Source organism: Alloalcanivorax xenomutans (genome assembly GCF_032810065.1).
Taxonomy (GTDB): Bacteria; Pseudomonadota; Gammaproteobacteria; order Pseudomonadales; family Alcanivoracaceae; genus Alloalcanivorax; species Alloalcanivorax xenomutans.
Genome location: NZ_CP136538.1, coordinates 277,815 through 298,822 on the forward strand (window position 1 = coordinate 277,815; position 21,008 = coordinate 298,822).

Below are 21,008 nucleotides of genomic sequence, written 5' to 3' on the forward strand. Positions count from 1 at the left end.
GGTTGTCATACACCGCCTGAATCGAGTTTCCCGCCTATGTCGATACCGTTTTCCCGCGACGCCATCACCCGCAGTTGGCATCCTCTGAATTGGGAACGGTTCGCCCCTCTCGATGACCCCAGCCTGGATTACGTCAGCTACTACGGCATTGATTTCGCCGCCCGGCTGCCGCGGCTGGAGCACGGTTTCGGCTATTTCGATGCCGCCGGCCATACTCTCGGTATCCATGTGTGGCGTCCCCCGTCGCCGAAGGGCACGGTGTTCGTATGTCATGGTTATTTTGATCATGTCGGTCTCTACGGTCATGTCATTGGGCATCTGTTGGAAAAAGGCTTCGCCGTGGTCGCCTACGATCTTCCCGGGCACGGCCTCAGTTCCGGCCCGCCGGCGGATATCGATGACTTCAAGGTGTATCGGGAAGTGTTGGAGCAGTGTCTGAGCCTGGCCCGGACTCATTTGCCGAAACCCTGGCACGTGGTGGCGCAGAGCACCGGCGGAGCCATCGTCATGGACTTCCTGTTGCACCACCGGTTTGATGCGGACGAGGCGCCGTTCGACCAGGTGATCCTGCTGGCGCCTCTGGTGCGCCCATTCAAATGGGGCACCGCTCGCTGGCTGCATACCCTGATTCGCCCCTTTGCTCGCTCGATAAAGCGGGTTTTCACCATCAACTCCGGGGATCCGGACTTCCTCGATTTCCTGGAAAATCGGGACCCTCTGCAGCCGCGGCGGTTGCCGGCCAGCTGGGTGACCGCGCTGAAGCGCTGGTTGCCGGGATTCGAGCGGGCGGCCCCGGTGCCGTTGTCGCCGGTGGTGATTCAAGGCGATCAGGATGAGACGGTGGACTGGCGCTACAACCTGGATATTATCCGCCGCAAGTTCCAGGAGCCCCGCATTCATATCCTGGAGGGTGCCCGCCATCAGTTGGCCAATGAGCAGGCGGATTATCGGGAGCGCATCTTTCGTATCATTGACGATTGTCTGAACGTGCCGGAGCACACTGCCCGGCCGTAAGCCTGAAGGCCTGGGATTTTACCTTGTGTTACTTGCTTGTCTCGGTGGGAAATCTGGGACAATGGTACTAGCCGGATACAAGTACTGTCCGGATACAAGTGCCGCCCGGACACGGTGCCCGGGCGCGAGCAGGAGGTAACGCCATGAAGTTCAAACCAGTATGGATGGCCATGGGCGTGATGCTGGTGACGATGGCAGCGCCGGCGCTGGCTCAGTTGGATAACCGGGCTATGCCATCCGCGGACCCCGCCACCCAGGCGGAACAGCAGCGGCAGGATTTGCAGAACCGCCTGGACAGTCAGCGCCGCGCCGCGGAAGAGCGGCGGAAAACCCAGCAGCAGCGAGCGGATGAACGGATGGAGGCCGCCGAGCAGCGCCGTAAGGAAATGGAACAGGAAGCGTTGCGTCGTCGCGAGGCGTTGACGCGATAGCGCAAAAGCCCCGGGGTGACCGGGGCTTTTCGTTTCGGGAAACGGTTTACTCTTTCGGTTTGATCGCGCCTTCCTTCATTTCCTGCAGACGCTCCTTGATCTGGTCCGGGTTATCCAGGTTTTCCCGATCCTTGGCGTAGTCCGGGCTTTGCATGTCCTTACCCATTTCCTTGGCTTCCTGGCGGGCCTTGTCCCGGGCTGCCCGGCCTTCCTCAAGCCGCTCCTCGATATTCTTGTCGATCTTGCTGCGGTCCTCACCGTAGTTTCTGGCCTTGTCCGAAACGCCTTCGGCGGCACGCCGCTTGGACTCGGTTTCGGCTTCGATTGCCTTTTTGTATTCCTTGGAGATGTGTTCCGGGCTGTCCAGATTGCGGCGTTCGGTGGAGTAATCCCGCCCGGACGTGTCGTCAGCCATCGCGAGCGGCGCCGCCACGACACCGAGAGTAGCGAAGAGAAGGGGAATGAATGCTGACCGTTGCATGAGTCGTCTCCTTGTAGATCAATGGTTACTCCCTGAACATTCCGTGGAGTAGCGCTTTTTTGGATTCATTGTTTTAGTTCACCGCGGAGGCCGGCATGGGGCGGTCCGTACCGGCGACACGGTGATATGTTCAAGATGCGCGAACTGTACAAAAATTCAAGTCATACATTAGTAAAAAAGAATATCGAGGCTGGTGGAGCGCTGCCGTGGGCGGCTTGCCGTGGCAGTGAATCAGCGTGCCAGCATCGCCGGCCTTCAGCACGTGTACCGCGGGGTGGTGATACTCACGGGGGGCGTATTGGCGCAATATTCAGGTTAAACTGGGCGATCGTCGTGGAATTAATCGGTTTGAGGTAGGAAATGGATCAGAATGCGTTGAAGCAGAGGGTGGCGGAAGCCGCCTTGCGTCATGTGCCTGAAGGCGAGGTCATCGGTGTGGGTACCGGCTCCACGGCAAACTGTTTTATCGATGCCCTGGCGACCATGAAGGATCGCCTGGCCGGCGCCGTGGCCAGTTCCGAAGCCACCGCCGAGCGGTTGCGTGGACACGGTATCGAGGTGTTGGAGCTGAATCAGGTGGACAGTCTGCCGCTGTACGTGGACGGTGCCGACGAAGTCAACGATCACCGGGAGATGATCAAGGGTGGTGGCGGCGCCCTGACCCGCGAGAAAATCGTGGCGGCGGTGGCCGAGCGGTTTATCTGTATTGTCGACGGTTCCAAGCAGGTCAAACGCCTGGGCGGCTTCCCGTTGCCGGTGGAGGTGATCCCCATGGCCCGTTCCTACGTAGCGCGCCGGCTCGCCGCGCTCGGCGGGCAGCCCCAATACCGGGAGGGTTTTGTCACGGATAACGGCAATCTGATTCTCGATGTACGCAATCTGGATATTCTCAACCCCATCGAGCTGGAAGAGAAAATCAATAATATTACCGGGGTCGTCACCAATGGCCTGTTCGCCCGCCGTCCCGCCGACCTGGTGCTGGTTGGCCGTGGCGACGAGGTGATCTCGATTTGAGTTGAAAACGGAGCATCGCGGTTCATGGCCGCGATGCCCGTAATCGTTTTAATCCCGCCCTCACCATTGCGCCTGAAAACGGCAATCAGGCTGCCTCAATTCTTTCTTCCGACCCCCGTCACAGAGCGACACGGTCTGTTACAGCTGCTAACCATCCGCCATCCCTGAGTACGGTTTTCCACCTTTTTTCATACGCCAATGTCTGTGCACATTTGTTTTACTGCCTGAACTACACAACAACAATGATCCGTACCGGAGGCAGTGTATGTTCGGACTTTCCCCCCTGCGTCGCGGTGGCATCGCGGCCCTGTCCCTTTCGGTCGCCGCTTCGATTGCTGCCCCGGCCTTCGCCGCCATGGGTAACACCGCCAGCAGCTATGGCCTTTTTCCTGGTGATGTGGCATCCGCTCAGGCCCTTTCCATGTTCAATCCGCAGGCGTCGTCGCTGTACTACAACCCGTCCTACCTGATCAAGGATCCCCGTGGTGAGCTGACCATCGGCTTCCTGCACGCCGAGCAGGAACTCGATGGCAAGAGTTTGGGGGGCGCCGCTCCGGCCACACGCGACGGCAACCTGCTCGATGACAGCCGCAGCCAGCAGCAATTGATCGCGCTGAAAACCGATCTGTCCAGCATCACCAAATTCGAACATCCGATTTACTTCGCCATCATCGCCGGCGTGGAAAAATACGGGAAAGAAATGCTTTCCTTCAATTCCAGCACGTCCATGGGCGGGCAATACATGGAGTACGGTCGTCAACCGTTATTCCTGAATATCGGCGGTGGTACCGAGTTGCTGCACGGGATCGCCGTCGGCGCCTCCGCGCACGTCTCCCTGCGTTCCGACGCGAAGCTGGTGGCCAGCTCCAATCTGGCCGGTGAAACCCAGTACGAAACGCTCGAGGTCAACGCCAAACCGGTGATCCGGCCGGTGCTCGGCGTCACCCTGGACTGGGGCAAGCTGATCTGCGGCAAGGGCGACTGCATCACCAATGGCCTGGAAACCGCGTTTGCTTTTCGTGGCCATACCGAGGCGCGCACTTCGGTGGACTCGCGCATCACCATTCCCGGCACCGTGCCGTCTCCGGGTATCGCGTTGCTGATCGATACCGTGGATTCCTACCAACCGGATATTTACAGCGCCGGGGTGCAGTACCGTTTCAATGACCGGCTGCGTGCCGGGGTGACGGTGGAACGGCAGAACTGGTCGGATCTTATGGAGGTGCTGGAGGACGACACCATCAAGGATCAGGCGGACATTCACTTCAAGGACATCACCGTGCCGCGGGTCGGTGTTGAGTGGAGCGCGCTCAAGAACGTGAGCCTGACCGCCGGCGTGGCGTTCCGGGAATCACCGATGGAAAGCGACCGCAGCCTGGACGTCAATTATCTGGACGCGGACAAGACCATCTATGGCGTCGGCGGTTCCTGGACCATCGAGCAGCCCCCGGTTCTCGCGTACCCGATGCGGGTGGATTTCGGTTACCAGTTCCACGATATCGACCAGCGCAAGTTTGATCTGACCAGCGACCGGGCTCCGGTGAATCCCTACGAAACCATCGAAACCGGCGGCGAAGTCCATGTATTCAGCGGTTCCGTCACCCTGAAGTTCTGAGGAGTGGTGTCATGCGAAGTAAACTGATCATTGCCGCCTGCGCCGGTATCCTGGCCGGCTGCGGGGGCGGCGGTAGCAGCAATCCGAGTTTTGACGGGCCCCAGTACAATCCCAAGGAGCTGTATTTCAACTATCCTTTCGACGGGCAGGCCTATGTGGCGCCGTCAGCTCCGGTGGTGCTGGAATTCAGCGATCCCCTGGAGGTCACCGAGGACAACTTCCGCTTTACCGGGCCCGATGGCGCGGCGGTGCCTTTTGCAATGAAGGTCATGAACGGCGGCCGCAACGTGGTGTTGCAGCCGACCGCGCCGCTGGCGCCGATCAGTGATTACAAGGTCGCCATCATCGACTTGGCCCCGGATGGCCGGGTGGTTAATTTCCGCGACGGCGAATTGAACTTCTCCACCCGTCCCGCCCTGGAAGGGCCGTTGTCGCAACAACGTGCTTCGGACACCTTCGAGATCAGCGAAATTTTCCCGGACGATGATCAGTTTCCCACCGTGGATTTCTCCACCTTCCGGCTGCGTACCTCCCAGCCGCTGGATCCGTCTTCCGTGGCGTATGGGGACACCGTCAGCCTGACGCGGAGTGGTGAACTGGTGCCGGCCCTGGTCCTGAGCGGCCGCGATACGCTTACCGTGGATCCGCTGGAGGACATGACCCCGGGGCAGGAATACGTGTTGACGGTGAGCGGGATCACCAGCGCCTTAGGGGAAACCCTGGCGCCATTCGAGCGCACCGTGACACCGTTGAATACCAAGTCCAGCACCGGTGAACGGGAAGTGCTGGTGACCGAGGCGCCGGCCACTCACGACACCCTTGGCTGTCTTGAGGAGGGCGATCTGCGAACCTCCGAACTGACCGGCGATCCGATCAACTGTGTGCCGTTGATCAGCACCCTGCTGGCCAATGGCACCGCGTCCAAGCAATCCGGTGATATCTACGCCGAACTGGCGTTCCCGCCCAGCTTTCCGGACGTGACGCCGCTGCGCATCAAACGGGGCGGCATCCTGGTGGGTGAACCGCTGGATGTGTTGATCGGTGGGGAAGTGCCGGTGGGCTTCGACTCCGGCGCGGTGACCATCCAGGTGATGTCGGACGCCACCGGTTACCTGTTTCCCAATCCCAACTCCGATTCCCCCGACGCCGCCAAGAACGTGCGTCTGTTCATGGATCTCGCCGCCAACACCAAGGATGCCCGTGCCAACGGCGCCTTCACGCAGAACCTGATGCACGTGGAGTTGGTGGGCAAGGCGATCGTCGAGGACGGCAAACTGGTCACCGACGCGCTCACCGTGGTGGAGCCAAGGGTGTTGGGCGTGGAAAACAGTCACGGCGTGCTGAGCTTCCATATGGAGTCCTATCGCGACCAGGAAAACGCGCCGCCGCAGCCAGCGGATACGGTGCCGCCCACCTTGCTGGTGATGGACGACAATGGTGAACAGCGGCTGTCCTGGACGCCGGGAGACGTGGCCGACCGCGCCGTGCCCGGTGAACCGATCACTCTGCTGTTCAGCGAGGCGCTGGACCCGCTCAGCGTTCGACCCGGCGAGACCGTCCGGTTGACCAAGGGCGGTGCGGCGGAGTCGTTCTCCTGGAGCCTGGACGGCAACGCCCTGGTGATCCAGCCGGCATCGCCGCTGGCTTTCGGCGTTCCCTATGAAATCAGTGTCACCAACGGCCTGACCGATTTGGCCGGCAATGGGCTGCAGGTGCTGGATCCGCTGACCGGCCTCAACACCATTGGATTCACCATGCCGGAATACGTGGTGGAGCAGGACGGCGAGGATGTGCGCCGCGCTCCGTTCGCCATGGTGGTCTATCCGGGCTTCCCCTGCGCCAGCAGCCCCGCCACGGCATCCGATATCGCCGCCGGTGTGCAGGGCGTGTGCCTGTCATCGAGTTCCGAAGCCGAGCAGGTGGAAGTGGACGAGCTGCCGATCGTCGGCATGCCGTCGAACCGGCCGATCCGGGTACGGTTTTCCCAGAACATGGACGCCGACAGCCTGACTTTGGGCACCGCCTGCGGTCAGGGCGCTTTCCGTGTCGAGCGGCTCGGCGAGGATGGCACCTGCCAGAGCGTGGTGGACGGCGAACTGCGGGTGGAGACTCGCGCTTTGACCTTCGTACCGGAATTGCCCTGGGAAGAGGGCGCCTTGTACCGCTATACCCTGGCTTCGCAAAGCGCCGGCTGTAGCGGTGAGGTGATCTGTTCCAGCGACGGGCTGCCTCTGCAGACCGCCCTGCTGGAAGGCAGTGATGCCAAGGCCGGCGGTCCCGACATGGACATTCTGTTCCGCGGCGCCGGCGCCGTGACCACGGTGTTCCAGGAATTGAGCAACCTGCCGAGTGTCGACGCCAACAGTAACTTTGCCGTTGACGAAGGCGAACCGAGGGTGCCGGCGGGCACTCCGAATCCGGCGACGCCGGCCAACGCCACGCTGATCCGCCCCAACGGCGATGGCGGCGGCGGCCTGGTCAGCACCGCCAACACCGGTTGCGGATTCGAGGGCACGCCGCCCTATACCGAGGAAAATCAGATCGATTGCGACAGCGAGCGGATTCTGTACCTCACCGGTGACCTGAACACGGAGATCCTCAATTACGATGCCGAGGCGGGCGGCGTCCCGGTGGTGATTTATCCGACCACCGTGGCGCTGAGCAACCTGGATGCCACCGCGGTGATCGGGTTGGATCTGGACACCTCCGACGGTGACAACTCGCTGACGGACCTGCCGATTGTCGGCGGCCTGCTTGGCGGGCTGGTGCAAACGCTCGGGGATGTCCTCGATATCCTGGGGCTGGAAGAGGCCGTGCTCGGTCAGGTGGGTAACCTGGGGCTGGTGCCGATCGAGACCCACACCGGCCCGAATATCATGCGGGTGCGCTACAATGAGGATGCCGACGGCAATCGCACCACGCCGCCAGTGGGGCACATCATCGCTACCCCGGACGGGCCGGTGTTCCGGATCACCTTTGATCTGCTGTTCGACGCGCCGGAGCTGAGTCTGCCGCTGGGTCTGCAGCACAACGTGAAAAGCCTGCCGATCGATAACGTGCAATTGGAGGGGCCACTGGACTTCCTGCCCGATGGCCGGCTGTTCATCGGACTGGAAAATCTGGAACCGCTGAACGTGGACCTGGAAATCACCCTGGCCGGTTTGCCCGGCGGCCAGGTGAATCTGACCATTCCCACCCGCGGCATCAATCTGAGCTATCAGAGCGGCTCGATCAAATAGGTCAGTGAAGACGAGAAGGTTCGCGGCGCAAGGCCGCGAACCTCTTTGCCGGTGGACGACTTCCCCGCTCAAACCGTAAACTAGCCCCTTTCCGCCGTCCGGCGGTCTCGCGCTGATTTTCGGAACCTCCATGCTTGAAAAGTACGTCAAACGGATCCTGCAATCCCGCGTCTATGACGTGGCCCATGAGACACCCATCCACGCCGCGCCGCTGATTTCCCGGCGAATTGGCAACCGGGTGCTGCTCAAGCGCGAGGATCTGCAACCGGTATTCTCGTTCAAGCTGCGCGGCGCCTATAACAAAGTGGCCCAGCTCTCCGAAGCCCAGCGCGAACGGGGCGTGATCTGTGCCTCCGCCGGTAACCACGCTCAGGGGCTGGCGCTGGCGGCCACTTCCATGAACGTGCGCTCGGTGATCGTGATGCCGCGCACCACGCCGGACATCAAGGTCAAATCCGTGCGTCAGCTCGGCGGCAAGGCGGTGCTGGTGGGCGATAGCTTCGACGAGGCGCTGGCCCATGCCCGCAAGCTGGAAGAGAAGGAAGGCCTGACCTTCGTCCATCCCTACGATGACCCGGACGTGATCGCCGGCCAGGGCACCGTGGGCATGGAAATACTGCGCCAGCAAAGCCGGGACCTGGACGCCATCTTTATCCCGGTGGGCGGCGGCGGCCTGGCCGCGGGTATCGCCGCCTACGTCAAATACGTGCGCCCGGACGTGAAGATCATCGCCGTGGAGCCGGAAGACGCCGCTTGTCTGAAGGCCGCCCTGGAACGCAAACGGCGGGTAACGCTGCCTGAAGTGGGCTTGTTCGCCGACGGCGTGGCGGTGAAGCAGATCGGCAAGGAAACCTTCCGGGTATTGAAGGACACGGTGGATGAGGTGATCACCGCCACCACCGACGAGATCTGCGCGGCCATCAAGGACACCTTCGAGGATACCCGTACCGTGTGCGAGCCCGCCGGCGCCCTGGCCCTGGCGGGTCTGAAAAAGTGGGTGGCGCGCACCAAAGCGGAGAACAAAACGCTGGTGGCGATCCAGAGTGGCGCCAACGTCAACTTTGATCGCCTGCGGCATATTTCCGAGCGGGCGGAGTTGGGTGAGCAACGCGAGGCGATCCTGGCGGTGACCATTCCCGAGAAGCCGGGCGCCTACCGTAATTTCCTGCAGGTGGTGGGGCGTCGCGCCATCACCGAGTTCAATTACCGGTACGCCGGGGAACACGAAGCGAATATCTTTGTCGGTATTCAGACCAGCTCCGGTGGCGCGGATCTTGCTCCGTTGCTGGAAGAGCTGCGAGCCGCCGGTTATCCGGTGGTGGACATGACCGGCAACGAGATGGCCAAGCTGCACATCCGCCATATGGTGGGTGGGCACACCTCGCGCCAGGACCTGGACGAAATGCTGTTCCGGGTGGAATTTCCCGAGCGCCCCGGGGCGCTGCTGAAGTTCCTCATGTCGCTAGGCCACAAGTGGAATATCAGCTTGTTCCACTATAGAAACCACGGCGCCGCCTATGGACGGGTGCTGGTGGGCTTCCAGGTGCCCTTCGGAGAAAGGGGCAACCTGCGCAAGGACCTCAAGAAAGTCCCCTATCCGATGGTGGAAGAGAGTGACAATCCAGCGTACCGGCTGTTTTTGAACTAAGGGCCTGTTCACCCTATTTCCATCGCGCCTGTTGCGGCTAAGACGTCACCAATCCAGGCACGAGGAGAGAAGTTTGGTCATTCCAAATGAACGACGAGTAACGCGGAGTGGTGACGTCTTAGCCGCAACCCGAAGGGCTGGAGCCCTTTTTACCTCCAGCGTCGTTGTCGGTTGCTCATTTGGAATGACCAAACCGCGCGCCCTCCGCCTAGCTGGAGGCAAAAAGGGCATCCAGCAGGCGCGATGGAAATAGGGTGAACAGGCCCTGGTTCGGACGTGAGCGATCACACACCTCGTAAACCACGGATCACGCCAGGTGAAAGTTGAGCGGTACTTTTGTTAAGAAAGGTGAGCATGTTGATGTAACCGCTTGACTTTTAAGAGGCAAGTGATCATTTTTCGATCCAGTTCTCGTTTTGTTACATAAATTTTGCATTAGTATTCCATGCTTCGGCATGGACAGCCTTTTGAGAGTGATGACTTTTTCTTGGGGATTGAAAACACAATGAAGAAAAGACCAGATGCACTGGTTGTCCTGGCGATCATTTTTGCCACCGGCGTTTTGGTGAGCACCCTCACCCACGGCGGCAATCAGCCGGATCTGGAGCGTTATGCCCAGTCCGCCGGCGTCAGCATCAAGGCCGACCAGTCACGCTAATCAGTTGCGAGAATCCGTTACGATAAGGTCCAGCGGCTGATCCCAGGGGGCTTCCGGCACCCTGGACAGCCGTTGACACTCAAAAGCGACGCCCACCAGCCGGGGGCGGCGTGGCCGTCGCGCGAAATTCGCCAAAGTCCGATCATAAAAGCCGCCGCCCATGCCCAGGCGATGGCCGCGATCATCGAATCCCACCAACGGAATCAACAGAACATCCAGCGCCCAGTCCGCCCGTGCCCGCTCCAGGCGCCGTGGTTCGCCGATGCCGAAACGGTTGGCGCGCAATCGTTTTTCCCGGCGCCAGAGATGAAAGCGCAGACGGCCACGATAAACCGGATCCAGCACCGGCAGATACAGGCGGGTGCCCTGGAAGCGGCGTTGCGCCAGCCCCGGCAGCGGCGATAATTCGCCGTCGGCGACATGGTAGACCGCCACATGGCGAGCCCGCCGCGGTCCCAGTTCCCGCCGCAAATTACGCGCGAACCGCCTCTCCGCCAGACGCCGCTCACCCGCACCCAAAGCCCGCCGCCGCGCCCGTAACTGACGGCGCAACTGTTTGCGATCAACTTGCTCGGACGGATTCATGAATTAAAGGAGGAGCTTTAGAAGGAAGGCCGATCCGAATAGCAGCATGCCTCTCTCACCGGCACCCCGTTATTCACTGTTCACTATTAACTCTTAACTGTTCTTGAGAAAGCGTGCCCCCCGGGCCGCCGCTGCGGGTGTGGCCCTTGAACCGTCAGGTTCAAGGCGGAAACCGCAGACCGGACCATCAGGCTTTCCGCTCGATGGCGGACATGCGCACAGGCCGGTCAATATTGGTTCCCTTTTGGTACAACATCGGCTCAGGGACATAACCCGGCTGGCGAACGGACCAGGGGACACTTGGGCTTAGTATATCAGGGCGGGGGCAACCGGTCAGGGCTTGACAGAAGAGCGGTTCTGGGGGGTGAGATCCTCAAGCGCGCGCAGTTCTCCCTCCAGCCGATCGATCAGCGCCTGCATACGGGCACTGCCGGTCTCATCGGAAGAGGCTTTGGAGCGGGCTTCCAGTAACTCGTGGCTGATATTCAAGGCCGCCATGATGGCGATGCGTTCCAGGCCAATCACATTGGCCTGCTTGACTTCACGCATCTGGGTGTCGAGATAGCGGGCGGCGCGCAGCAGATTGTCCTGCTCGCCGACCGGGCAGGCCACGCGGTATTCCTTGCCCAGCAAGTGAATCACCAGCGAACTGCTATCGTTCATGAGTCCTCCTGCTCCAGGGATTGCAGGCGCGTTATGATCGCCTCCACCCGGGAGCGGGCCAAGTCGTTTTTACGGATGAGCCGGGCCCGTTCATCGAGAAGACGGTGTTCCCGCTCGCGCAGCAGGCGATTCTCTTCGCGCAAACGGTTGGACTGACGCAGCAGGGAGTCCACCTGGGCTTCCAGTTGCCGCAGTTGTTGTTCCGTCGTCATGGCAAATCGGTCGCTGTTCGCCTAAGGTTAAGCCCCCGTGTCCCACTGCCGCGTACAGCGCGTGTAGACGGAATCGAGAGCCAGCCGCCGGGAATGACGGCTTTTTGTACTATAGGTAGGGCCCTGGAAAGGGTCAATGGAATTCAAGACTTAGCGCCTGTTCATAAACCGTAACGTGAAGAACCCCATGTCTGACACCTACGATTTCGAAAGCTGCGCGCGGGCCTTCGCCGGCGCCGGTGTCGCCCACTCCCCGAGCGAAGTGCAGGGCGTGATCTGCGGACTGTTGGCCACCGGCCACGGCCGCCGCGACGATGAACTGCTGGGTGTGCTCGCCGCCCATGTGGAGCTGCCTTCCGGCTTTGATAATGACGTCTCGGCCCTGCTGCTGGCCTGTCGCGACCAGGCCCTGTCCGCCTTCGCCGACACCGGACTCGACCTCACTTTATTGCTGCCGGAAGATGAAGAAGACCTGGGCCTGAGAGTGGCGGCCCTGGGACAATGGAGCGAAGGCTTCCTGGTGGGCTTCGGCACTGGTGCCGCCGGTACCAGTGACAGCGCCTTGTCCATGGGCATCCAGGAAGCCCTGTCCGATCTGGCGGCGATCAGCCAGGTAGCGACGCCGGAGGACGATGATCCGGAAGGCGAGGAGATGTATGAGCAGGTGGCGGAGCATTGCCGCATGGCCGCGCTGATGATCTACACCGAGCTGGTGATGAAGGCGGAACGCAAAGGGCAGCCCGAACCGAAACCGGAAACCCCGCCCCGGCAGCATTGATACCCGGCGGCGACACCGCCAGTTAATGACGTTTTAAAAGGCTCATGAGGAGGCCGCGTTCATGTCTATTTCCGCGCAGGAATTCCAGCGCCGCCGGCGCGAGCTGATGGAACAGATGGAACCCAACAGCATCGCCATTCTGCCGGCGGCGCCTGAGCGCACCCGCAACCGGGATGTGGAACACCCCTATCGCCAGGACAGTGATTTCTGGTATCTGAGCGGCTTCCCGGAACCGGAAGCGGTGATGGTGCTGTTGCCGGGGCGCGAGCATGGCGAATTCGTTCTGTTCTGCCGCGAGCGCGACCGCGCCATGGAAATCTGGAACGGCTATCGCGCCGGCCCGGAAGGGGCGGTGGCCAATTACCAGGCCGACGACGCCTTCCCGATCAACGACATCGACGACATCCTGCCGGGCCTGATCGAAGGCCGTAACCGGGTCTATTACGACATTGGCCGCGACGACGATTTTGACCGGCAATTGATGAGCTGGGTCAACGCTATCCGTGAGCGTGTGCGCACCGGCGCGCAGCCGCCGGGGGAGTTCGTCGCGCTGTCTCATTTGTTGCATGACATGCGTCTGTTCAAGAGCAAGGAAGAGCAGGCTGTGATGCGCCGCGCCGCTTCCATTTCCGCCGGCGCCCATGTGCGCGCCATGCAGTCGGTGCGGCCGGGGATGCATGAGTACCAGCTGGAAGCGGAATACCTGCACGAATTCATGCGCCACGGCGCCCGCAGCCCGGCCTACCCGAGTATCGTCGGCGGCGGCGCCAACGGCTGCATTCTTCATTACGTGGAAAACAGCGACCAACTGAAAGAGGGCGATCTGGTCTTGGTGGACGCCGGCTGTGAGCTGGACTGTTACGCCTCCGATATCACCCGCACCTTCCCGGTGAGCGGTACTTTCTCCGCCGAGCAGCGGGCGCTTTACGAGGTGGTGTTGAAAGCTCAACTGGCGGCCATCGACGTCACTCACCCGGACCACCACTGGAATTATCCCCACGAGGAAGCCGTGCGGGTGCTCACCGAAGGGTTGCTGGAACTCGGCCTGCTGAAAGGGGATCCGGCGGAACTGGTGGAAACCGAAGCCTATCGCCGCTTCTACATGCACCGCACCGGCCACTGGCTCGGCCTTGATGTGCATGATGTCGGCGATTACCGCATCGGCGGCGCCTGGCGGCAACTGGAACCGGGCATGGTGCTCACGGTGGAGCCGGGGCTTTATGTGGCGCCGGATGACGACACCGTGGAGGCGCGCTGGCGCGGCATTGGCATCCGCATCGAGGACGATGTCCTGGTGACCGCGGACGGCTGCGAAGTGCTGACCCACGAGGTGCCGAAGGCCGTCGAGGACATCGAGGCTTTGATGCGAGAGGCACGGGCATGACCCCGGACGGGCCGCTGATCGTCGGCGGCGGCATGGCCGGCGCCTTGCTGGCATTGCTGCTGCGCCATCACGGCTGCCCTTCGGTGACGCTGGTGGAAAGCCATCCGCTGCCCACCGAGGCGCCACCGGAAACGCCCAGTTTCGACGCCCGCAGTACCGCGCTGTCCGCCGGCAGCCTGCGGGTGCTGGAACAACTGGGGTTGCTGGCGCCCTTGCTGGAGCGGGCGGCCTCCATCAACGAGGTTCATGTGTCCCGCCAGGGGCGTCTTGGCCTGACCCGCATGCTCGCCGAAGAACATCGCCTGCCGCGCCTGGGCGCGGTGGTGGAGAACCGCTGGCTGGGCTATTTGCTGGTGAACGCGCTGTACCGGGATGACGCCATCGAAGTACGGGCGCCGGATGGTGTCGAGGTCGCCCGCCGGGTGTCCGACGGCTATATCGCCAAGTTCAACGACGGCGGCGAGCGTCACACGCCCTTGCTGATCGCCGCCGACGGTGCCAACTCGCGCACCCGGGACTGGCTCGGCATCACGGCACGGCAACAGGACATTGGCCATGACGCGCTGATCGCCAACGTGGCGGTGGCGGAGCCGCATAAGGGCAGGGCCTTCGAACGTTTTCTCGATGACGGACCCATGGCGTTGCTGCCGTTGCCGGATCAACGCATGGCGCTGGTGTGGACCGGCCCCCGTGATCAAGTGGACGCCTGGATGGCCATGGACGACGAACAGGCCCTGGGCGCCCTGCATCAACGCATGGGCGCGGCACCGCCGGCGCTGACCGCCATCGGCGAGCGTCACCGTTATCCGCTGGTGCTCACCGAAGCCTGTGCCCAGGCGGTGCCGTTCGGCGCGGTGGTGGGAAATGCCGCCCATACTTTGCATCCGGTGGCGGGCCAGGGCTTCAATCTGAGCGTGCGCGACCTGGCGGCGCTGGCCGAAGCGGTGGGCGGCGCCGCGCAGCCGGGCGAACTGGCGCGCTTATCGCAATGGCAGCAAGCGCGGCGTGCCGATCAGGCCTGGGTAACCCGGGCTTCGCGCCAATTGCCGGAATGGTTCCGGGTGCGCCAACCGCTGTTCGCCCACAGCCGCCAACTGGGCCTGCTGGCCCTGGATCTGCTGCCCGGCCCGCGCCGGGACTTCGCCCGCCGTGCCATGGGACTGCAATGACCAAGACTCCCTCTCTTCACAGTGACGTTCTGATTGTTGGCGGTGGCATGGCCGGGGGCCTGCTGGCGCTGCTGCTGGCCGATCAGGGATTGACGGTGCGGGTGCTGGATGGCGCCGCCGAACCGGTCTGGCCCGAAGGCGCGCCGGCCCTGCGCGTCTCCACGTTGAACGAAGCCAGCTACTGGCTGCTCAAGCACGCCGGCGCCTGGCAATACCTGAATCAGCGAAGGGTGCAGCCATATCGTCACATGCGGGTGTGGGACCATGACGGCACCGGCGAAGTGAATTTCGATGTGACCGAGGCCGGAGCGGAGGCGCTGGGCTGGTTGCTGGAGAACGACCATATCGTCGCCGCTCTGTATCGCGCCGGTACCGACCGCGAGCGCCTGGATTGGCAATGCGGCGCGCGGGTCGCCGCCGTCCGGCGTACCCCTGAGGGCTGGCGGGTGAGTGCCGGAGACGGGGACTACAGCGCTGACCTGGTGGTGGGCGCCGACGGTGCCCGCTCGCTGGTGCGCGAGGCGGCGGGCATTCCCGGCGGCCCCCGTGATACCGGGCACCATGCCCTGGTGGCCACTATTGAAACCGAGCGACCGCATGGTGGTTGCGCCCGGCAGGTGTTCCTGGAGTCCGGCCCTCTGGCTCTGCTGCCGTTGTTCAACACCGCCGCTGATACAGAAGAAGGGGCCGGTGATGGCCGGCACTGCTCCATTGTCTGGTCCGGCTGGCCCGGGTTTATCGAAGAGCGCCTGGCGGAAGACGATGACGCCTTCGCCCGTGCCCTGAACCAGGCCACCGCCGAAGTGCTCGGCCCGGCCCGGCCGGTGAGCCCGCGGCGGGTGTTTCCGATTCAGGAGCGGCACGCCAGCAGCTATCGGGCGCCGGGTCTGGCGCTGGTCGGCGACGCCGCCCATGTGATTCACCCGCTGGCCGGGCAGGGTATCAATCTGGGCTTCCTGGATGTCGGTGTGCTGGCGGAAGAGCTGGCCCGGGTTCGGCAGGCCGGATTGCCGCTGGCCGATCCCGCCGCGCTGGCCCGTTACGAGCGCCGTCGGCGCGCCGATAACCTGCTTATGCAGCAGGCCATGCGCGGCTTCAAGATGTTGTTCGAACGGCGGGAGCCAGCGTTGCGCTGGCTGCGCAATACCGGCCTTGGCATGGTGGACAAACTGCCGCCGGCGCGGCGTCTGTTCATTGAGCATGCCCTGGGCCGGGCCGGGGATTTGCCACAATTGGCACGTCCTTGCCAATCGATTATGGAGCCTTGATAATCGCGAATCATTTTCGTTTATGGAGCCATGCCCCATGACTGTCCTGCGCCGTTTGGCCCTGCCTGCGCTCGCCCTTCTCGTCGCCGCCTGTTCCGAGCAACCCGAGCCGAAAGACGAGGTGGTGGTCTACACCTCTCGTAACGACGAGCTGATCAAGCCGGTCTTCGACGCTTACACCGCGCAAACCGGTGTTTCCATTCGCTATATCACCGACAACGCCGGTGCTCTGGCGGCCCGCCTCAAAGCCGAGGGAGAACAGTCCCCGGCGGATCTGCTGGTCACCGTGGACGCCGGCAACCTGTGGCAGGCAACCCAGGAGAACTTGCTGCAACCGGTGGAATCCACCGTACTGGAAGGCAATGTGCCGGAACATCTGCGCGACGAGCAGGGCCGCTGGTTCGGTCTGACCCAGCGTGCGCGCACCATCGTTTACTCCACCGAACGGGTGCGGCCGTCGGAACTGTCCAGCTATGAAGCGCTGGCCGATGAGCAATGGAAGGGCCGTTTGTGTCTGCGCACCTCCAAGAAGGTTTACAACCAGTCCCTGGTCGCCACCATGATCGAGCGGCTTGGTGAAGAGGAAGCGGAGCGCGTGGTGCGCGGCTGGGTCGATAACCTGGCCACCGACGTGTTCGCCAACGACAACGCGGTGATGGAAGCCATCATTGCCGGCCAGTGTGACGTCGGCATCGTCAACACTTACTACTTCGGCCGTTTGCAGCGTGACAATCCCCAACTGCCACTGAAATTGTTCTGGGCCAACCAGGACAGCAGCGGCACCCATGTGAACATTTCCGGTGGCGGTGTCACCAAGAACGCGCCCAACCGGGAAGCCGCTGTGGCGTTGCTGGAGTGGATGAGCAAGCCGGAGGCGCAGAAGCTGCTCGCCGACGGCAACCTGGAGTACCCGGCCAGCTCCGGCGTGGAAGCGGCGGAGCAGGTCAAAGCCTGGGGAGACTTCAAGGCCGACGACCTCAATGTCAGTGTGGCGGGCAGCCGCCAGGTGGAAGCCGTGAAGCTGATGGACCGTGCCGGTTACCGCTGATCGCCGTCCGGATCGCTATCTGATTATCGCCGGGGCGCTGGCCCTGGCGGTGCTGTTACCGGTTTCCGTGCTGTTGTCCGCATGGCGCGGCGACGAATCGGAAACCTGGCGCCATCTGGTGGACACCGTGCTCTGGCGTTTGCTGGGGCACACCGCCTGGCTGGTGATCGGCGTGGGCATTGGTGTACTGCTGCTGGGCGTCAGTCTGGCCTGGCTGGTGGCCACGCAGGATTTTCCCGGCCGCCGTGTGCTCGATTGGGCTCTGTTGCTGCCGCTGGCGATGCCATCCTATGTGCTGGCCTTCGTCGTGGTGCAGGGGCTGGATTACGCCGGCCCGGTGCAAACCGTGTTGCGCCAGTGGTGGCCGGGGTTTTCCGGCTTCAGCGCACGTCATCCGTTCTGGGTGATCGCCACCCTGTCCCTGGTGTTCTACCCCTATGTTTACATGCTGGCGCGGCTGGCCTTTCTGACTCAGGGCCGTGCCGTGATGGAACAGGCCCGGCTGCTTGGCCGTGGTCCCTGGGCGGCGTTCTTCCAGGTGGCGTTGCCGATGGCCCGTCCGGCCATCGCCGCCGGCCTGGCGTTGGCGCTGATGGAAACGCTGGCGGACTTCGGCGCCGTTTCCGTCTTCAATTTCGACACCTTCACCACCGCCATTTATAAGAGCTGGTACGGCCTGTTCAATCTGGCCGCCGCCGCTCAGCTGGCGTCATTGCTGCTGCTGTTCGTCTTGTTGGCGCTATGGCTGGAACGGCGCGGCCGGGGGCGGGCCCGCTATGGGGACCGCGGTGGCCGGCCGATGGTGGCGGTGCGTTCGCGCTGGGCCTGGCTGATGACCTGCTACGCCGGGCTGGTGGTGGTGCTGGCCTTTGTATTGCCGGCGGGCCGTCTGCTGTATTGGACCCTGGACGACGTGGCTCGCGGCCTGGATGCGCGGTTTATGTCCCTGGCGCTGCGCACGCTGACGCTGGGCATCAGCGCCGGCGTGCTGGTGGTGGGGCTGGCTTCGGTGCTGGCCTGGCTGCAGCGCCTGCGCCCACACCGGTTGATGCGAGCGCTGGTGCGCACGGCGACGATGGGGTATGCACTGCCCGGCTCGGTGCTGGCGGTGGGGATCGTCATCGGCTTCGCCGCCATCGACCGTCAGCTGGGGCAGTGGTTCGGTTGGCGGCAACTGCTGGTGGGCAGTCTTGGGGCGCTGTTCCTGGCCTATATCATTCGCTTCATGGCGGTGGCCTTTGGCCCGGTGGAAAGCGCCCTGGAGCGGGTCCGCCCGGCTTTGCTGGAAGCCGCCCGGACTCTCGGCGCCCAGCCTCTGGAAGCGGCAAGGCGGGTGTTGCTGCCGATGGTGGCGCCGGGGCTGATCACGGCTTTGTTGCTGGTGGGCATCGACATAATGAAGGAAATGCCGGCTACGCTTCTGCTTCGTCCCTTCGGCTGGGACACACTGGCCGTGCGCATCTATGAACTCACCGCGGAAGGAGAGTGGCAACGCGCCGCTCTCCCGTCCCTGGCCCTGGTGGCGGTAGGCCTGCTGCCGGTCTATCTGCTGGTCCGCCGGCTACGCCATTCCTGACCGCAATCCACGGGTTGCCACGAAGCCGCTGTGGGAGCTTGCCCTGCAAGCGAATTTCCCTACGCTGGACGGCCCGTAATTCGCCAGCAAGCTAGCTCCCACAGTTTCTGCTACGGAGCCGCTGTGGGAGTTTGCCTGCAAGCGAATGTGTCAATGCCAGAGGCCCGTAATTCGCCAGCAAGCTAGCTCCCACAGTTTCTGCTACGGAGCCGCTGTGGGAGTTTGCCTGCAAGCGAATGTGTCAATGCCAGAGGCCCGTAATTCGCCAGCAAGCTAGCTCCCACAGTTTTTGCTACGGAGCCGCTGTGGGAGTTTGCCTGCAAGCGAATGTGCCAATGCCAGAGGCCCGTAATTCGCCAGCAAGCTAGCTCCCACAGTTTCTGCTACGAAGCCGCTGTGGGAAGCTTGCTTGCAAGCGAATATGGCAATGCCGGGGACGCATTCGCGTTGCAGACACCATGGAGCCTCCTCCTGTACTGCCAGTAACCAACATGTAACTTCCGGTAACGAATGTGCGCAAAATGTATAGCTGGGATAGTCGGAAAATTCGGTGAACACATGATGATTATTTAAATTTTCATATAAAAATAATGAGTAACAAATGCATCACTGTTCCCGAAAATTTCCGAAATTTTGCCGCTTTTTCTAATCCTAAATAATGAGATGGCCCTATATGACCGGATCCAAAGTAGTAAATTCAAGGATGAGTTAACAAATGGAAACTAAAGGTCGCCAAGAGCTTCTTTCGCTCGTTATCCTGTAGACGATACTTGGCAGATTGTTACCCCCTCCAGGTATCCCTTTACCTCGAATAACAAGCGTCTTGCCGTTTCCCGAACGGCTGTATGGAGATGTACCCATGAAAAAGAACAAGGTGCTTCAGGGAGCTGCCCTGGTGGCTTCCATGGGCGTGCTCGGTGGTCAGGCCACGGCGAGCATGGGCAACATCGGAACGACCTATGGCGTGCTGCCGTCCGACATCGCTTCCGCTCAAGGGCTTTCCCTGTTCAATACCCAGGTTTCCGCCGTCTACTACAACCCGGCTTATCTCGCCAAGGATCCCCGTGGTGAATTGACCTTCGGCTTGCTGCACGCGGAGCACGAGCTGCGCGCCAACAGCCTGGGTGGCGCCGCGCCGCCGATCCGCAACGGGGATGTGCTGCAGGATTCCCCGTCCCAGCACGTTCTGGTGGGGATGAAAACCGATCTGAGTTCCATGACCCGTTTCAAACACCCGATCTACATGGGGGTGATGCTGGGTGTGGAAAAATACGGTGAGGAGATGATGGCGTTCGAGTCCGCCACCTCCAACGAAGGGCAGTACTTCGAATATGGCCGCCAGCCGCTGTTCCTGGTGCTCGGCGGCGCCACTCAGATCTGGCGTGGTCTGGACGCCGGCGCCTCCGCCCGTCTGACCCTGCATTCCGATGCGGAACTGCGCGCCACCACCACCCTGGGTGGTGAGACCACCTATGAGTCCCTGAACGTTTCCGCCAAACCCTCGATCCGTCCGATTCTCAGCATGAACATGGACTGGGGTGAGAGCTTCTGCCCCGATGGCGGGTGCTGGTACAACGGCCTGGAAACCGCGTTGTCCTATCGCGGCTACTCCAACACCAAGACCACCGTCGACGCCAACACGGTGATTCCCGGCACCATCGGCGAACCCGGCCTGTCCCTGGCGGTGACCACCCTGGACTCCTACCAGCCGGATATCTTTGCGTTGGGCATGCTTTACGGTAAGGAACGCTTCCGCGTCGGCGTTGGCGTGGAACTGCAGCGCTGGTCCGATCTGGAAGAGGAATTCGAAGGCGACACCATCAAGGATCAGGCCGTTGAGGACGGCATTGGCGTGCTCGAATTCAAGGACATTGTTATTCCGCGCATCGGCGCCGAGTTCAAGGTATCGCCGAACTACACCCTCACCGGCGGGGTCGCCTACAGCAAATCGCCGCTGGACTCCGACGCCTCACTGGACGTGAATTACCTGGATGCCGACAAGCTGATCGTCGGTCTCGGGCTCACCGCCCAGTTCGATGATCCCCACTTCTTCGCCTTCCCGGTGCGCTTCGACCTGGCCTACCAGTATCAGAAGTTGCGGCCGCGGGACTTCGACCTGTACGCCACCAATTCGCCCAGCTACCCGCAGTCCTACGAGCGGGTGGAAGCGGAAGGTGACGTTCACGTCTTCGCCGGTTCGGTAACCCTGAAGTTCTAACGGAGGC

General features: G+C 62.2%; 18 protein-coding genes and 1 other RNA gene. 14 read left to right on the forward strand and 5 right to left on the reverse strand.

Features of this window, described 5'->3' with window-relative positions; genetic code table 11:
* Nucleotides 1-36: 36 nt before the first annotated feature.
* Together RYH70_RS01350 and RYH70_RS01355 are read left to right on the forward strand one after the other, a co-directional pair.
* Nucleotides 37-1,014 carry an alpha/beta hydrolase gene (locus RYH70_RS01350; RefSeq protein ID WP_317009658.1) on the forward strand — a complete coding sequence of 326 codons (978 nt, stop codon included), beginning with the start codon at nucleotides 37-39 and terminating at the stop codon, nucleotides 1,012-1,014.
* Nucleotides 1,015-1,157: 143 nt separating this feature from the next.
* A complete protein-coding gene (locus RYH70_RS01355; protein ID WP_317009659.1) occupies nucleotides 1,158-1,445 on the forward strand; it encodes a hypothetical protein in 288 nt (95 codons plus the stop codon).
* A gap of 46 nt (nucleotides 1,446-1,491) precedes the next feature.
* On the opposite strand, the gene RYH70_RS01360 is transcribed toward RYH70_RS01355, so the two are convergent.
* Nucleotides 1,492-1,926: a hypothetical protein gene (locus RYH70_RS01360; protein ID WP_022997047.1), complete on the reverse strand. Its 435-nt coding sequence runs from the start codon at nucleotides 1,924-1,926 to the stop codon at nucleotides 1,492-1,494.
* Between the two features lie 360 nt (nucleotides 1,927-2,286).
* On the opposite strand from RYH70_RS01360, the gene rpiA reads away from it, so the two are divergent.
* From rpiA to RYH70_RS01385, 5 genes are all read left to right on the forward strand, one after another.
* Entirely contained in the window at nucleotides 2,287-2,940 is a 654-nt protein-coding gene (rpiA, locus tag RYH70_RS01365; protein ID WP_055100125.1) for a ribose-5-phosphate isomerase RpiA, read from the forward strand.
* Nucleotides 2,941-3,205: 265 nt separating this feature from the next.
* Complete coding sequence (locus tag RYH70_RS01370; protein ID WP_317009660.1) at nucleotides 3,206-4,555, forward strand: outer membrane protein transport protein; 1,350 nt, start codon at nucleotides 3,206-3,208, stop codon at nucleotides 4,553-4,555.
* Between the two features lie 11 nt (nucleotides 4,556-4,566).
* On the forward strand, nucleotides 4,567-7,794 hold the full coding sequence (locus RYH70_RS01375) for an Ig-like domain-containing protein (RefSeq protein ID WP_317009661.1): 3,228 nt from the start codon (nucleotides 4,567-4,569) through the stop codon (nucleotides 7,792-7,794).
* 130 nt (nucleotides 7,795-7,924) lie between these two features.
* The gene (gene ilvA / locus RYH70_RS01380; RefSeq protein ID WP_022997043.1) at nucleotides 7,925-9,442 is read left to right on the forward strand and encodes a threonine ammonia-lyase, biosynthetic; all 1,518 of its coding nucleotides are present in this window, start codon (nucleotides 7,925-7,927) and stop codon (nucleotides 9,440-9,442) included.
* 505 nt (nucleotides 9,443-9,947) lie between these two features.
* Entirely contained in the window at nucleotides 9,948-10,100 is a 153-nt protein-coding gene (locus RYH70_RS01385) for a hypothetical protein (protein ID WP_022997042.1), read from the forward strand.
* Here the strand turns inward: RYH70_RS01385 and RYH70_RS01390 are convergent, their stop codons facing one another.
* The 4 genes from RYH70_RS01390 to RYH70_RS01405 all read right to left on the reverse strand — a co-directional run bounded on the left by RYH70_RS01390 (nucleotide 10,101) and on the right by RYH70_RS01405 (nucleotide 11,560).
* The gene (locus RYH70_RS01390) at nucleotides 10,101-10,685 is read right to left on the reverse strand and encodes a 5-formyltetrahydrofolate cyclo-ligase (protein WP_022997041.1); all 585 of its coding nucleotides are present in this window, start codon (nucleotides 10,683-10,685) and stop codon (nucleotides 10,101-10,103) included.
* Nucleotides 10,686-10,798: 113 nt separating this feature from the next.
* Nucleotides 10,799-10,984: non-coding RNA, 6S RNA (gene ssrS, locus RYH70_RS01395), on the reverse strand.
* 34 nt (nucleotides 10,985-11,018) lie between these two features.
* The gene (locus tag RYH70_RS01400) at nucleotides 11,019-11,348 is read right to left on the reverse strand and encodes a cell division protein ZapA (protein ID WP_063140172.1); all 330 of its coding nucleotides are present in this window, start codon (nucleotides 11,346-11,348) and stop codon (nucleotides 11,019-11,021) included.
* Complete coding sequence (locus RYH70_RS01405; protein WP_014992651.1) at nucleotides 11,345-11,560, reverse strand: TIGR02449 family protein; 216 nt, start codon at nucleotides 11,558-11,560, stop codon at nucleotides 11,345-11,347. Before RYH70_RS01405 ends, RYH70_RS01400 begins: the two co-directional genes overlap by 4 nt.
* 187 nt (nucleotides 11,561-11,747) lie before the next feature.
* Between RYH70_RS01405 and RYH70_RS01410 the strand changes: the two genes are divergently transcribed.
* The 7 genes from RYH70_RS01410 (at nucleotide 11,748) to RYH70_RS01440 (ending at nucleotide 21,001) form a co-directional block, all read left to right on the forward strand.
* Complete coding sequence (locus RYH70_RS01410; RefSeq protein ID WP_022997039.1) at nucleotides 11,748-12,338, forward strand: UPF0149 family protein; 591 nt, start codon at nucleotides 11,748-11,750, stop codon at nucleotides 12,336-12,338.
* Nucleotides 12,339-12,399: 61 nt separating this feature from the next.
* Nucleotides 12,400-13,722, forward strand: a complete 1,323-nt coding sequence (pepP, locus tag RYH70_RS01415) for a Xaa-Pro aminopeptidase (protein ID WP_022997038.1) — start codon at nucleotides 12,400-12,402, stop codon at nucleotides 13,720-13,722.
* Nucleotides 13,719-14,891, forward strand: a complete 1,173-nt coding sequence (locus RYH70_RS01420) for an FAD-dependent monooxygenase (RefSeq protein WP_317009662.1) — start codon at nucleotides 13,719-13,721, stop codon at nucleotides 14,889-14,891. The genes pepP and RYH70_RS01420 overlap by 4 nt, the downstream gene beginning before the upstream one ends.
* The gene (locus tag RYH70_RS01425; protein ID WP_022997036.1) at nucleotides 14,888-16,159 is read left to right on the forward strand and encodes an FAD-dependent monooxygenase; all 1,272 of its coding nucleotides are present in this window, start codon (nucleotides 14,888-14,890) and stop codon (nucleotides 16,157-16,159) included. The genes RYH70_RS01420 and RYH70_RS01425 overlap by 4 nt, the downstream gene beginning before the upstream one ends.
* A 37-nt stretch (nucleotides 16,160-16,196) precedes the next feature.
* Entirely contained in the window at nucleotides 16,197-17,207 is a 1,011-nt protein-coding gene (locus RYH70_RS01430) for an extracellular solute-binding protein (protein ID WP_026948389.1), read from the forward strand.
* Nucleotides 17,191-18,783: an ABC transporter permease gene (locus tag RYH70_RS01435; protein WP_317009663.1), complete on the forward strand. Its 1,593-nt coding sequence runs from the start codon at nucleotides 17,191-17,193 to the stop codon at nucleotides 18,781-18,783. Before RYH70_RS01430 ends, RYH70_RS01435 begins: the two co-directional genes overlap by 17 nt.
* An 859-nt stretch (nucleotides 18,784-19,642) precedes the next feature.
* Nucleotides 19,643-21,001 (forward strand): OmpP1/FadL family transporter, encoded by a 1,359-nt coding sequence (locus RYH70_RS01440; RefSeq protein WP_022997033.1) that lies wholly within the window; start codon nucleotides 19,643-19,645, stop codon nucleotides 20,999-21,001.
* Nucleotides 21,002-21,008: the final 7 nt, after the last annotated feature.

Excerpts from the sequence above, each read along its gene's own strand:
- RYH70_RS01350 (WP_317009658.1), top strand. The coding sequence starts at position 37 with ATGTCGATACCGTTTTCCCGCGACGCCATCACCCGCAGTTGGCATCCT.
- RYH70_RS01355 (WP_317009659.1), top strand. The coding sequence starts at position 1,158 with ATGAAGTTCAAACCAGTATGGATGGCCATGGGCGTGATGCTGGTGACG.
- RYH70_RS01360 (WP_022997047.1), bottom strand. The coding sequence starts at position 1,926 with ATGCAACGGTCAGCATTCATTCCCCTTCTCTTCGCTACTCTCGGTGTC.
- rpiA (WP_055100125.1), top strand. The coding sequence starts at position 2,287 with ATGGATCAGAATGCGTTGAAGCAGAGGGTGGCGGAAGCCGCCTTGCGT.
- RYH70_RS01370 (WP_317009660.1), top strand. The coding sequence starts at position 3,206 with ATGTTCGGACTTTCCCCCCTGCGTCGCGGTGGCATCGCGGCCCTGTCC.
- RYH70_RS01375 (WP_317009661.1), top strand. The coding sequence starts at position 4,567 with ATGCGAAGTAAACTGATCATTGCCGCCTGCGCCGGTATCCTGGCCGGC.
- ilvA (WP_022997043.1), top strand. The coding sequence starts at position 7,925 with ATGCTTGAAAAGTACGTCAAACGGATCCTGCAATCCCGCGTCTATGAC.
- RYH70_RS01385 (WP_022997042.1), top strand. The coding sequence starts at position 9,948 with ATGAAGAAAAGACCAGATGCACTGGTTGTCCTGGCGATCATTTTTGCC.
- RYH70_RS01390 (WP_022997041.1), bottom strand. The coding sequence starts at position 10,685 with ATGAATCCGTCCGAGCAAGTTGATCGCAAACAGTTGCGCCGTCAGTTA.
- RYH70_RS01400 (WP_063140172.1), bottom strand. The coding sequence starts at position 11,348 with ATGAACGATAGCAGTTCGCTGGTGATTCACTTGCTGGGCAAGGAATAC.
- RYH70_RS01405 (WP_014992651.1), bottom strand. The coding sequence starts at position 11,560 with ATGACGACGGAACAACAACTGCGGCAACTGGAAGCCCAGGTGGACTCC.
- RYH70_RS01410 (WP_022997039.1), top strand. The coding sequence starts at position 11,748 with ATGTCTGACACCTACGATTTCGAAAGCTGCGCGCGGGCCTTCGCCGGC.
- pepP (WP_022997038.1), top strand. The coding sequence starts at position 12,400 with ATGTCTATTTCCGCGCAGGAATTCCAGCGCCGCCGGCGCGAGCTGATG.
- RYH70_RS01420 (WP_317009662.1), top strand. The coding sequence starts at position 13,719 with ATGACCCCGGACGGGCCGCTGATCGTCGGCGGCGGCATGGCCGGCGCC.
- RYH70_RS01425 (WP_022997036.1), top strand. The coding sequence starts at position 14,888 with ATGACCAAGACTCCCTCTCTTCACAGTGACGTTCTGATTGTTGGCGGT.
- RYH70_RS01430 (WP_026948389.1), top strand. The coding sequence starts at position 16,197 with ATGACTGTCCTGCGCCGTTTGGCCCTGCCTGCGCTCGCCCTTCTCGTC.
- RYH70_RS01440 (WP_022997033.1), top strand. The coding sequence starts at position 19,643 with ATGAAAAAGAACAAGGTGCTTCAGGGAGCTGCCCTGGTGGCTTCCATG.